At 51.5% G+C, this 14,045-nt stretch carries 5 protein-coding genes, 3 pseudogenes and 1 other annotated feature; all 8 genes and pseudogenes read right to left on the bottom strand.

The genetic code is table 11. The features are described from left to right. A pseudogene (locus H2P46_RS22670) lies at positions 1–102 on the bottom strand (IS6 family transposase); the annotation flags it as partial. A gap of 272 nt (positions 103–374) precedes the next feature. Further along, positions 375–7,568, bottom strand: coding sequence for a type I polyketide synthase (locus tag H2P46_RS22665; RefSeq protein WP_193406999.1), 7,194 nt, complete (start codon positions 7,566–7,568; stop codon positions 375–377). A 55-nt stretch (positions 7,569–7,623) separates the two neighbouring features. Continuing rightward, positions 7,624–8,741, bottom strand: a pseudogene (locus H2P46_RS22660) (IS3 family transposase); the annotation flags it as partial. Then, positions 8,440–8,556: a sequence feature (AL1L pseudoknot), on the bottom strand. Its footprint overlaps the pseudogene before it by 117 nt. Before the next feature lie 15 nt (positions 8,742–8,756). Beyond that, positions 8,757–9,230: a CDP-diacylglycerol diphosphatase gene (locus H2P46_RS22655; RefSeq protein WP_420846557.1), complete on the bottom strand. Its 474-nt coding sequence runs from the start codon at positions 9,228–9,230 to the stop codon at positions 8,757–8,759. Further along, positions 9,230–9,598, bottom strand: a complete 369-nt coding sequence (locus H2P46_RS22650) for a hypothetical protein (RefSeq protein WP_238939087.1) — start codon at positions 9,596–9,598, stop codon at positions 9,230–9,232. Before H2P46_RS22650 ends, H2P46_RS22655 begins: the two co-directional genes overlap by 1 nt. 100 nt (positions 9,599–9,698) lie before the next feature. Continuing rightward, on the bottom strand, positions 9,699–10,280 hold the full coding sequence (locus H2P46_RS22645; RefSeq protein WP_193406998.1) for a recombinase family protein: 582 nt from the start codon (positions 10,278–10,280) through the stop codon (positions 9,699–9,701). A gap of 117 nt (positions 10,281–10,397) precedes the next feature. Further along, positions 10,398–13,328, bottom strand: a pseudogene (locus H2P46_RS22640) (Tn3 family transposase). A gap of 321 nt (positions 13,329–13,649) precedes the next feature. Beyond that, entirely contained in the window at positions 13,650–13,970 is a 321-nt protein-coding gene (locus H2P46_RS22635; RefSeq protein ID WP_193406997.1) for a hypothetical protein, read from the bottom strand. Positions 13,971–14,045: the final 75 nt, after the last annotated feature.

Genomic DNA, 14,045 nt, shown 5'->3' with positions numbered 1-14,045 from the left:
ATTGCGCAGGCTAAGGGCATAAGCCAGATACCAGCGAACGCATTGAGCAATAACATCGAGGGGATAGTGCAGGCGTTTGAAGGCTTTTCGTATCAGAGGCATGAGCAGGCAACATCATTAAAAAAAACAGCATGTTACCCGACGCCGCCTTAATGCGACAGAACCAAAATGGTGAAAAACGGTCAAAGATCGTGGCGTTGACAGCACTACAGAGTGCATCAAAATACCACAATTCAAAAATTGTCTATTGCCATCCCTGGGCATGTAGAATGTATCCGGGACTTGCCGCATCGCAGGGCCGTTGATCTCATGATCAGCAAACATATTCACCATGCAGGCCCTGCAACCGTGCCGAAATCTGCCTCCCCTTTCCTTTATTTCGACAACCAGGCCGAAAGTTTTCTCACCGATGGATAATCGAACACGCTTTCCAGAGTGAGCTTTTGGGCGTGCTCGGTGACGCTGCGGCGTAGCTTCAACAGAAGTTTAGCGGCTAGCAGGCTGTCTCCTCCCGCATCGAAGAAATTATCCTTCTCCGCGAGATCAGGAACACCCAGTACATCCAGGTACACTTCCAGGATACGTCCTTCTATCGTTGAGGCACCCGTCCTTTCTGAAACGTCAGTTGATGTTTCGGCAGATACATCTGCCTTCACATCCTCTTCACTCTGTGTGGACTGGTGCAACCACTGCCGGACCCGGGATTCCATAGGCCGGGTGGTCACCAGAATCTGTAAGGGATCCGGACGGGCGATGATACGCTCCAGGGCTTCCACCCCTTCTGCAGGGGTCATGGAGAATTGAGCAGCAGTCTGCTGATAGGCTGCCACCTGTTCCTTGGTATATTCGAAATCCCAGTCATCCCAGTTGACACAGAACCATCGGACACCGTGGCGCCGGGCATTTGCTTGCGTGAAAGTGTCCATGAATCGGTTTGCTGCCGTATAGGCAGTCATACCATACCCGCCCAGAATTGATGCGAGAGAGGAGAACATCACCACGAAGTCAAGCTTCTTGCGTTCGGCAATCGAACCGACGGCTTTCTCTAGGTTGAGTAGCCCGGTTATCTTCGGCCGGAATTCGCTTTCAGATACCGCGTCGGTCATCCTGGGCAGATAGCGGAGATCGGCTGCGCCCGCCAGGTGAAGAATGCCGTTGATATCGCCAAAGCATTCCACTGCGGTGGAAATGAGGTGTTCAACGTCGTCATATCGACCTATATCACACTTCAGCGCGAGCACTTCAGCACCAGCCTCTTCCAGAGCTATCAAACTCTTGATGGTATTCACCGTTTGGCTCTCGGTATTCGGATCGTTCACCAGAGTTGACCAGCGTTCCCGTGCGGGAACATCCATGCGGCTGGAGATCACCAGTTTCGCGCCATACTCTGCCAGCCTCCTGGCTAAGACAACGCCGATCCGTCCTAAACCTCCGATGATGAGGTACACCCCCCCCTGACGGAAACCGCTTTCTCCCCAGGCTGATACCGGTTCAATTGAAGCAGGCACATACTCCTGAATCCATCGGTTCTCTCCCCTGAGAGCCACGAGAAAATTGGGATCCGGGTTTCGTGTAACAACCTCTGCTAGGATGCTCTGGGCAATACTCACGTTATTGCGTCGATCGGTATCGATAATACGGCTGGCGATTTGTCCATTTTCTTGGGGCAGAACCATGGCGGGCCCGATGAGTGTGGATTTTATGGGCCATACTTCTTCTCCTCCCACCTGGAGTGTCCGGTCTGTGACCCACCAAACCATTAGCGGTGCCAGACAAGATTGGGTGGCCAAAGCCTGGCTAAGGTACAAGGCCGGGTAGTAGACGCTTCCGGCATCAGTATCACCCTCTTTGGTCTCACCAGACAGGCTCCACAGGAACAGAATTCGATCGGGGTAACATTCCCTGGTCGCGAGATTTCCCAGTAGGGAAACATAGGCCTCAGAAGCCATAGGATCAATAAACGTCGTATTCCCGTCCGTGGAGGAGGGAGAACTGCCGTTCGGATATACCTGATGAACTACGGCCCCACGGGTGGTGAGGGCATCGACGATAGCGGTATCGACGGCACTGTTGCCATTGGCGAAGATCAGCCAGTTCTCACCGGATAGAGAATCAATATGTGGTGCCTTTCTCAGTGAACGCGACCAAGAGGGGATATATCCCCATTGGTCTATTTGATCTATTTTCGATGAAACTTCCGTTACCGGGTTCTGAATAGCGAGCCTTCCGGCATTCTTCCAGCATCGCCGACGCTCGAAGCTATATCCTGGCAAGCCAATCCTCCGACCGATACGATTAGATCGGAAAGATGTCCAGTCTACGCGGCCACCAATGACCCAGTAATTCCCCAATGCCTGATCCAGAGCCTGAATATCCGTGGTACCCATGTCCCGTGGATGGCGAGAACAAGGAATGATGATGGGAGACTGACCTTCAGGCGTCGGGAACTTCCGAATAAGCCGGCTGAGAATAGTATGGGAGCCGACTTCCATGATGGCCTTCGGTTTGGCATCCAGCAACGTCTGAATATTATCGGCGAAGAGTACCGTCCCCCGCATGTGGCGTCCCCAGTAATGAGGATCTAAAGCCTCTTTGTCGGTCATCCACGTCCCCGTGAGATTAGAAACCAGCGGGATCGTCGGCGCATTCAATTTGAGCTTCGCGATAACCTCATCCAGACGACAGGCTGCATCATCCATCATCGCAGAGTGGAAGGCCTGTTGAACCTTGACGCGCGAGACATCGATATCCTGGGATACGAGTTCGGCTTCCAGTTTCGCGACAGTATTCACTGGCCCCGAAAACACGACTTCGGTCGGGGCGTTGATCACGCCCAGTGATACATCCGGATAGGTCGTAAGTATCTTCCGGGCCTCGGACACAGGCATCTGGACAGCGATCATGACGCCTTCACCAGCGGTTTCCATAACGCGTCCCCGGGCCGCGACTGCTTTCAGCGCATCCTCAAGGCTCAATATTCCTGAGATGCAGGCCGCAGTGTATTCACCAATGCTGTGTCCCGCCAAGGCATCGGGAATCACCCCCCAATCCATGAGAGTACGGGCCATGGAATACTGGAGGGTGAAGATAGATGGCTGGACATAAGTAGCCCGAAGGAAGGTTTGCTGGGCTTCGATGTTTCCGGCGTCGGCGAAAATCAGGCGGCGCAGATCCATCCCCAGTTCAGGTTCAAGTAAATCGCAACACCGATCGAAATGGGAACGGAATACGGGATCGTTCTGATAAAGACCATAGCCCATACGGTGGTACTGAGAGCCCTGTCCCGGGAAGACGAAAACGGTACGTAGCACCGAATCCGAACCACCCGTAAATGTCTCATCTTTGGCCTCCATGGTTTTTGCTTCACGGAGGTGGGCAATCGCGGTCTCTCTGTTGGTACAAGGTACGGTCATGCGATGAGCATAGATATGCCGCCCGGTCTGCAGGGTATATTCCACATCTCCCATAGGGATGTCTGGATGCGTCTCTAAATAAGCAGCCAGCGCTTCCCTGTTTCGCTCAACGGCATCTTTGGTTTTCCCGGAGAGAATCAGAATATGGTGCTCCCCGCCTGCGGACTCTCGCGGTCCTGGTGGTTCTTCGAGAATAAAATGCCCGTTGGTCCCCCCAATCCCCAGACAAGAAACCCCGGCACGGCGCGGAAAATCACCAGAAGATGGCCATTCTCGCAACTCAGTATTCACATAAAAGGGGCTCTCGGTAATGCTCATTGCCGGATTCGGTGTTTCGAAATTGATGGTTGGCGGCAAGGTGCGGTGGTAAAGACTGAGGGTGGTTTTAATGAGACTGGCCATACCCGCCGCAATGTTACTGTGACCGATGTTCGGTTTCACAGAACCAAGGGCGCAATATCCTTTACGGTGAGTGTGATTCTTGAAGACTTCGCTGAGTGCGCTGATCTCAATGGGATCTCCAATGAACGTTCCTGTACCGTGAGCTTCAACATAAGAGATGGTCTCCGGTGAGATATCCGCCGACTGGAGAGCTTGCTCTACCATTGCTTTCTGACCGGCCACGCCCGGTGCAGAATAGCCAGCTTTATCGTTCCCATCGTTGTTGATCGCATAACCCTTCACTACCGCGTAAATGGTATCACCAGCAGCGATGGCATCTTCCAGCCGTTTGAGAACAACCACACCAACGCCATCACCCAGAATGGTTCCATTGGCCTGGGCGTCAAATGTCCGGATCTTGCCATCTTTTGAGTTAATATGACCTTCGACGTACTGATAGCCTCCCTGCGGGAAGATGATGCTCGACGCGCCGGCTATGGCGATGTCGCACTGATGGGACTGGAGGGACTGGCAGGCAGTGGCCACCACTGCAGAAGCCGTTGAGCAGGAGGTCTGGACAGTAACACTGGGGCCCTGGAGATTGAGCAGGTAGGAAACTCGTGTCGCGATGTAGTCTTTATCGTTTCCGGTTTCAGTCAGGTGGTATTCCGTCGGATCTGTCGGATCCATAAATCCTCCGCCAGCGAGATGATGGAGAAGATAGAGAGGTGAATAGCAACCACCGAACACACCAGTACGGTTTCCGTCTGTGCCGGGTGCGTAGCCCGCATGCTCCAAGGCATGCCAACAGCATTCAAGGAACAGCCGATGTTGGGGATCCATCAGAACGGCTTCCTTGTTGCTGATATTCCAGAACTGAGGGTCGAAAAGATCGACGTCATCAAGCAATGCACCTATTTTCCGGTAGCTTTCGTCGGAATAGACCTCCTCCGGAATGCCATTTTCCGCCAGCTCTTGCTCCGAAAGTTCGCGAATAGAACAAACGCCATGGGCCAGGTTAGACCAGAAGGTATCGAGGTTTTTCGCTCCGGGGAAACGACAGGACATGCCGATAATTGCCAATTCTCCACTGGATGACGTCGTCCTGTCGGAACTCTCCACCTGACAGGAGGCCGGCGCTGTCGGAGTCTCAGCCGCACCGCCCTTAAACGCGATGAGTTCGGTCAGGGAACGAACTGTCGGCTTATCGAAAATATCGATAACTGACACATTGACACCAACCTTTTTCGACAGAACATCACATATGCGAATAGCGAGAAGGGAGTGCCCTCCAAGATCGAAAAAGTTATCTTCTGCGTTTTCAGATCGAACGCCAAGAACCTCTTCCCATGCTGCAATTACCGCTTGCTCAATATTCTCTCCCTGAGCAAGATGTAGCTTAGTTTCGCCACTATGTCTGACCGAAGTTGTCAGTTTCGGGAGTTTCTTCCGGTCGAGTTTACCGGTGACCGGGTTGATGGGCAGTTCCTTCAGAGGCACAAAGACAGAAGGGATGGCGTAATGCGGCAACCTCTCTTTGAGAGGTTGCCGCAGGGATTGATTCAACTCCCTGTTATCCATTTTTCCATTACCGACAACATAAGCGACCATGGCCTCAGGCTGACCGGTTTCTTCGTTATTTCTGGTGATCACAACCGATGAATGAACAGCCTCATGTTCATTGATTGCTGCTTCTACCGCACCGGGGACGATGCTATAGCCACGGATTTTCACCATAAACTCTACGCGACCAGCCACTTCCAGCTCGCCGTTGGGCAGAATGCGTCCCAAATCTCCGGTACGGAACATCCGTGTCCCATTATTCCTGAATGGATCCGGAACGAATCGTTCGGCGTTTTTCACTGGCTCGTTGATATAGCCACGCGCTAGGGAATCGCCTCCGATATAGATTTCCGCCGGTACACCACGAGGAACCGGACGCAGTTCCTCATCCAGGAGATAAATCCGGACGTTGGACATGGGAAATCCCACAGGGGCATATTTTGGCGAGTAGGATTCATTGAGCTCTGCCAGATCGTAGGTACAAACATCATGGCTTTCGGAGATACTGTAAATATTGAGCAGGTTACTTGTGGGTAATCTCTCGAAAAAGCGTTTACTCAGAGCAGTGGGAACAACCTCACCATTGAGCCAAACAATCTTGAGGTCGGGTAAACGTGATTCGAGATCCAGATCTGGGGTGTTGAGAATCTGCTCCAGCAATGATGGGGTGAGGAGTATACGGGTGATATGGTATCGCTCAAGGAAATCCAGCAATTTCCACGGATCGTAAATCACGTCATCAGGAACGATATAAGAAGGGTATCCCTGAAGAAGAGGACGTATTACTTCCCACACCAGAAAAATATTGCAGGCTTCCCGTTCCCCGTCCTCATAGGGATACTGGCGATACCGACACGTATACGAGCTTACTGCTCCACGATGGGGGCAGATGATCCCCTTAGGCTCTCCGGTACTCCCGGAGGTCATAACACAGTAGGCCAGGCTATCAATGTTGGGTAAGGCGCAATTCTCATCCAGCACAGGCAAATCAAACGTACTCAGTTCCGATTCCCATTCTGGAGCCAGAGCAAAGACTCGATTTTCCTCCCGCAAGGCCTCGGGAAAATGATCGACCAGGGGGATCTGGGTAAGTACCATAACAGGATTGACCTTGGTCAGGACTCTCTTGAGCAGTTCTTCTGGATAGGCGGTATCCAGTGGCATGTAGGCACCACCGGCTTTCAGTATGGCGATATAAGCAACGACAAATTCGACGGTACTGGACATATAGATACCCACCAGACTGTCGACGACGACTCCCTGTTTCTGGAGATAGCGGGCGAGGAGATCCGTTTTTTTGTCCAGTTCACCAAAGGTGAGTTCGCCTGAAGGGTCGGCTATCGCCAGCTTATCAGGATGTAGCGCCGCTGCTTCACGGAAAAGTTCATGCAGGCATTTTTCGGGATAATAAACCGATTCTCCTTCCATAAGGGAGAGCGGAAGATGGTTAAGGTTCTCTTCCAGCTCATGAGTGATGTCCCTCAGAAGCTCATCCTGCCGGGATACCGTGTAGAAATGATCCCCGCTATAGGTTCTGGTGGTCAACGGCTCCGTTGAATAAGACTCCCATGCAAGAAGATCGACTTCATTCAGAAGAGGGTCGTCCCGGCCACCCAGGGCCGTAATGCCAAATGGCAGGGGTGGACACGATTGGTAGGTATAGGTTTCGGAAATTTCGAAATCAGCCTTAAGGGGGGGCAGGATAAAATCCAGCAATTCTGTATCCTGCAAGACATCATCCGGTACAAGACCCAGTTCACAGATTTTTCCTATCAACTCAGCGTCTGGCAGGGTGTACATAGGATATTTTTCATGGGCCTCATGAGGTGCTTTGTGAGCAGATACATACAGACGCATGGGCAGTAACTTCCCGGCAGACTGAATTCGGGAAGCTGTTTCATAGGCCACCAGGGCTCCGACGCTGTGTCCGAAGAATGCATAAGGCTTGTCCAGGAATGGCCCCAGCGCAGTGGCGATGGACTCGGTCAGATGATACATGGAACGGACAAAAGGTTCACTGCGTCGATTCCCTCTCCCCGGGAGATTGATGGCGTAAACTTCAATATCTTCAGGAAGTTTCTCTGCCCAGTCTTTGTATGCCTGAGGGCCTCCTCCACCGTGTGGAAAACAGAATATACGGAGCCGGGCATTGGGGCGCGGACGATAACAGGTAATCCATCGGGAAATTGAATTTGTTACATGCAAAGACATTAAACATCCTCATTGAACCGCCCCGGTTTTCCGGGAGAGTATTTTAGTTGGGAACTCAGGCTGCCAGATCCTTATTCCCGATGGAAGCATAATATGCCCGTTCGGCTTCTGCCGGTGGGATATGCCCCAGCCTTTCCAGCAGCCGGCGATTGTTGTACCAGTCCACCCACGCCAGCGTCGCCAGCTCCACTTCGCCGCGGTTTTTCCAGCTTTGCCTGTGTATCACCTCCGCTTTGTACAGGCCGTTGATGCTTTCGGCCATCGCGTTATCATAAGAGTCACCCGTGCTTCCCGTTGAAACCAGAAGCTCCGCCTCCTGCAACCGCTGTGTGTAGGCCAGCGACACGTACTGTGAACCTTTGTCGCTGTGATGGATGGTTCCTGATGGCCGACGGGCCCACAGCGCCTGCTCCAGCGCATCCAGCACGAACGTCGTCTCCATCGACGATGACACCCGCCAGCCCACGATGCGACCGGCGAACACGTCGATAATGAACGCTACGTATGCGAAGCCCTGCCAGGTGCTGGCGTACGTGAAGTCTGCCACCCACAGCTGGTCAGGGCGTTCAGCCACGAACTGACGGTTCACCCGGTCATGCGCGGCAGGGGTCTTACGGCTGACGGTGGTTCGCACCTTTTTACCTCGCAGTACGCCGGTTAGGCCCATGGACTTCATCAGCCTCGCGATGGTGCATCGGGCCACGCTGAAGCCCTCCCGTAGCAGCTGGCGCCAGACCTTGCGAACACCATAGACGCCGTAGTTTTCGTCGTACACGCGCTGTATCTCCTGCTTCAGTTTCTCATCACGCTGGTCGCGATGGCTACGTCTGTCAGAATGCAGCTGATATTCACGGTAGCGGTAGTATGACGACGGGGCGATATCCAGCTCATGGCATACCGGTCCGACCCCGTATTCATCGCTCAGGGTATCCACCAGGAGGGCTATTTTTTCCAGAGGCGGTCGAACTCCGCCTTCGCAAAATAAGCTGAGGCCTGCCGCAGGATATCATTGCTGCGCCGCAGCTCGCGGTTCTCACGCTCCAGCTCTTTCAGGCGCTGGCGCTCAGTGGTGGAGAGACCACCATCACCGCCACCGGCATCACGTTCATACTGACGCAGCCAGATACGCAGGGTCTCCGGCGCGCTGCCGTATCTCGGGGGAAAAACGTGTATTTTTAGTCATCCTGTTTACCTCTCTCTCAGGGAGTTTAGTCTCCAGGATTCCCGGGGCGGTTCAACGTGAATATGCAGTTGATTTTGAGAGCGGCCATACTTCGAATTGACCGCCAGAGAAACCCATGCATCTTTTAACGGTTTACCCATTTCTGTGGAGATATGTGTGCGGTTATTCCAAGCTACAGCGAGATAAGGCGGAGCCTTTTCTGTTTGCAATGTGGGGCTCTCGATGCCGCTGACTTTTTCGGTCGGCATTACCAGATCGTGGTAAGGACCCTTGTTATCTTTAAAGAGCACATAACCATCGGTTAAATCGACCCTTAAGCACGGTGCCGGATTATTGTTCTGCTGCTGATTAGGTACGCACTGCTGGCTGACGATCTGCCATAGTGCATTCGGATTGCCACGCCCGAAGAACCACCACAGCACTGCAGCCAGCAGTAAAATAACAAGCAAAATAATTAATAGTCTGAAAATTCTTTTCATCACGACGCCTTGTTGTCTATTTGATACTGGAGTGCCCGTTTGTGGGAGGTACTGGCATCCCTGACACCATTGTTGTTGTTGCCGTTATTGATCAATTTTTTCTCTGGCGGAAGCAGGTATATAGATATCGCTCCCGTTCTGCCAGCGTCCGGAGAGACGACGCCTTGCGGAGACCATATCTGTGAATTCAGGTTATACCTTTTAAGCATAGCTCTGGGGTGTTGTACTTTTTCCAGAAGATAATAATCTAGAGGAAGTGACACAAGTGATATCCGGTAATCCGAAATGACATGTGCCAGATTGGTATTTTTATTTTTTTCACCTGCAGGCAACGCCAGACAGGCTGGCGAGATTAACAGCATCGCCATATATAATGTTCTAATTTTAATCAGAAAACTCCTTTTAGAAAGTAAAAAATCATTTATCACAGACACTAACTTTGATGCTCATTCGCCTTAATGCTAAATGTTAACCTCCGGCCTTATCCCGCAAACGAATAACAGTCTGCCGCGAGGTGCCAAATTCTCTGGCAATAGCGCTAATGCTTGCTCCAGCGTTAAGACGTTCCAGCACCACCTTTTGCTGTTCCTCATTGAGTGACGAAGGGCGACCGAAGCGTTTTCCCGAAGCCCTAGCTCGCGCAATACCCGAATGCGTGCGCTCAATCAGCAGGTCTTTCTCAAACTCAGCGACAGCCGAGATCACCTGCATGGTCATTTTCCCCGCCGGGCTGGTCAGATCCACGCCACCCAGGGCCAGGCAGTGAACCCTGATACCCGATGCCGCCAGTTGTTCCACCGTTTTCCTGACGTCCATAGCGTTTCGTCCAAGACGATCCAGTTTAGTGACAATCAGAACATCGCCATTTTCCATTCTGTCGAGCAGGCGGGTAAATCCCGGGCGCTCGCTGGCAGCAACGGAGCCACTGATGTGCTCCTCGAGCAGCCGCTGGGATTTGACGGCAAAACCGGCAGCCTCTATTTCCCTGCGCTGGTTTTCCGTGTTCTGCTCCAGTGTGGAAACACGGCAGTAGGCAAAAGCGCGTGACATAGTTAAAATCCCGTCCGAAAAGTATGTCCGAATCATAATGCATATCCGAAATTAATTTCACTTACTTTCGGACAGTATTGAGATCCAGTGTACGAAACCGAACGGTTCCGGACATTATCAGGCTGCCAGCGCCAGTCGTTGATCCATGTTCAGCTCAATACGGCCATACGGATTAACATGGTGGTATATTAATGGCGTCAGACCACGCCAGTCCTCTTCTGTCATTCTCTGCTGCCAGACCGGCTCTGCCAGCACATTCTGAATCAACAGGGTATTGATATAGACCAGGCTGATTTGCAACAGGTGCAAAGAGAGCATCGACAGTTCCTGATCCGCAGGCCGGTTGCTGGTAAATTCTCCGTGTTCGCCATAAAAAATAAAATTATTGGCACTGTTCCAGTTTTCCACGACGTTGAGACCCGCATTAATTTCGCAACGCAGCGACTCATCCTGCAAATAACGGCAGAGGAAGATAGTCTTAATCGCTTTGCCCAGCTCCGCGAGTGCTTTATAGGTCGGATGCTGAATATTATTGCGGGTGAATCGTCGTAATATGGCCTCGGGTTCCGCTGTATATTTGATTATCTCGTCATACTGTTGTGCAATAAGCTCCCAGTCGATCCCCCGGGTTAAAATCGGTGTAAGATGCGGGTACAACGATACATCTTCCTTTTCACACACATACAGTTTCTGTCGGGCGATCGCTTTCAGGCGCGGCAACAGATCGAACCCCAGCACATCACTGAACGCAAAGGCCACCTCACTTTGTCCGTGGCTGTCCACATACTGGTGGTTAATTTCCATGTCGGTACAGTGACGCAGAACACCTTCCATCATGGCGGCCACCTCCGATGAAGAACAGCGGCGCAATTGTGAATAAATACATGTGGAATGTGTATCCACATGCCAGTAAATCATCACGCCGCGCCCGCCATAGCGGGCATGCCATTCTGTCATCAGATTCTGATCATAAGCACCAAACTTTCAGGAGTCCGCAGCACAGGATGTTGTCGCGTTCCCCCATATGTCCGGCTGACGAATACTGAAGATACCATTCACGATATGTGAAATCGCTGAGCGCAAAGCATCTTTCTGAATAAACCTTCGTTTGACGTAACGCAATTCATCATAACTGACGCGGGGTTGCTGGCTGGCGATGCGCTTCAGCCCTACATTCGTCCCGAGACCAAACAGACATAACAACAGGCGGCGTTGCAATACTTCGGGGTCAAGAACTTCCCGACTTGCAGATGAACGAAATAACTGCGAGAAATGTTCCCGTAAATCCACCTCTTTCAGTATGTCTATCAACTCCAAATCGGCCCAGCGCTGCCCAATCTCCTTCTTCAGCGCTGCTGTGTTGGGTGGTTCAGCCTGTTTATCCAGCGGCGTCAGATGAATACGATTTTTCCCCTGCTCCCTGATGCGAAGTTTGGGGTTATCCGGCAGGCCATGATTTAGCGTACCCAGCCAGTAGCGCATCCTGTCCCGGATTTGATTAATAAAGGTTGTTGCATCAGTGGGCGCCTGCAACAGGGAATAGTAATATGAACGATTTGTGGCAAAGTCGGCAGGGAGATCTTCAGCCGGATCACGATAACGATCCGCACCAGTGACCCAGATTTCTTTGTTGCGCAGACTTTTGCGTAACGCCCGTAAAACACAAATTTCATAGTTAATACGATTGATCCGTTCTTCACCGGACTGGCTCTGTACGATGACAACATCCCGCCATTTTTTCTGAATAATACCGTCAACAGGCACATCTCCCACCGCATAGAAATGCTGATTGCTGGTCCTGTTTTCCTTAATAATCTGGATGGCATCAATAACGGGCCGATACAGGGCATTGCCGGACTGAAACTCAAGCCGGTCCAGTACTGGCATCAACATCCTGCGATAGTGGCTGCCGTAAGAAGAACGCATGGATTCATGGACTTCCTGCTCGGTATTTACCCCCAGCGTTTTGAATTCATCGACCAGATTTTGCAGCATTTTCTGTGAGACAACAGGATAGACAACTTCCTTTATGACACCGTCCGGCTGGTCAACGGTGGCCTCGGCCATGCGGAACAGCAGACGCGCCTTGCCCCTGACTTTTTTAAACGCCGCAAACTGCTTTTTATCGACCTTTTTTTCAGCCCGAGTGCCGAGGTTATGGATCAACACCATCAACATCTCAATCAACGCATCGGTCAGTTGCTGGCGGCGACGCCAGCAAAACATAGCAACCATGCTGTAACGGATCGCTGAAGGGTGGCGACGAAGCTCCCTGATCGATTCACTGGCACAACGTTGTTGAAACTGCACGATGAATTTAGGGGATATTCCCTGAAAAATATTCGGCTGTAGCGCAACACTATCAAGGCACTTCAGCTGGGCGATGACGGAAAGTACATTCTCCAGACTGGGTCTTCCCGGGTCTGCTTTGAGGCTGCTGAATGTGACGTCATTTATTCTGGGAGTGCCCGGTTCTTCGGCTGATAATAGATGATTGATGGCAACTTTACTGTCGAGTGAAAGTCGGGTAAATATGGTGTTTTGTTGCTTTGTTTCGAACTGGTGTACGGCTGAACGTATAATCCGCTCCAGGTGCTCGGCGGCTGGCCTTTCAATTAGTTGTTCCTGACACCAGTCAGTAACAAGTTCGCTGCCGTGTACAGCCTGCGGATTTAACGGGAGGATAAACTCGGTTAACCAGGCGCTAAGTCGTGCGATATCAGCTTTACCGGGGAGTCTGACACCCAGATAGCGACGAATATTTTGTCGATGCCGCTGAGCCTGCCGTCCCTGAAACGGATAGTTTTCAGGGGATACGGAAGCGCATCCGATCTGCTCAGCAATGGTATGCACAATACCGGAAGGGAAATCGTGTACAGAGTCGGGATAATAGCCCTGAACCTGTCGGAATTTTAGTTGAAGGGCAAATCCCAGACGCCCCGTATCGGTCATCCCCGGTAACAGGGAAAGCTCGTCAGCAAGCAAACGCCACTCGTCCCTGTCATCAAAAGCCTTCTCCTGTGACAACGTCCCAACTCCCTGAATCATCAATGGGTAATCGCTATGGCAACCATTTCACAGGTGAGTGATTTTTACTCAGATCCAGTTCAAAAAGTTAGATGTCGCATTTTGCAGCTTCGCTCCCACCAGGCCAATATCAAGGTATGATTTATTTGTTATGAAGTTACTTTAGGATTAAAGGCAGTTTCCGGAAGTCATTGTGGATGTTTGTCAGCCTGTAACTACAAGGCTTAAAAATCCTGATCAGATCCAGTCATCTTTATTGCGCACCCGGATAAGGGTGCGTGAGGCTTTTTATCACCGAGCTGAAAACCTATAGGGTAGAACTGTTAGCAGCACGTTGTCTCATTAACAGATACGATTTTTTATAGCTTCAGCGAAACGTTCAGCACTCCCCGAGGAAAAAGGAAGGTTCAGAGAGGGCTCGCAGATTTCCAATTCCAGAACAACCGGCCTACCGTTTTCGTCGAGAATCAGATCGATTCTTGCATAAAGTAGTGGTTTATCGAGACGGAAAATCTCCTCGACTGCTCTGACTGCCGAACCTGCAAGTACCAGCTCAGCTTCGGTCGGCTGCCGCTCTTGCCTGAATTCCTGGAGAGGTTCCCTGACGGTACCTGTCGCTACCGATGTAAAACTGGCCCACCTGCCGATGTAAATCTGACCCACCTAGGGTAAAAATGGCAGTTTTAAGGCACTGCCAATGATGACATTGGAGACCAGAGTGGAGATTAGTGTTTTACA

Source organism: Mixta mediterraneensis (genome assembly GCF_014946725.1).
Taxonomy (GTDB): Bacteria; Pseudomonadota; Gammaproteobacteria; order Enterobacterales; family Enterobacteriaceae; genus Pantoea; species Pantoea mediterraneensis.
Note: the sequence above shows the minus strand (reverse complement) of the source record. Positions and strands in the feature narration are given on the sequence as shown.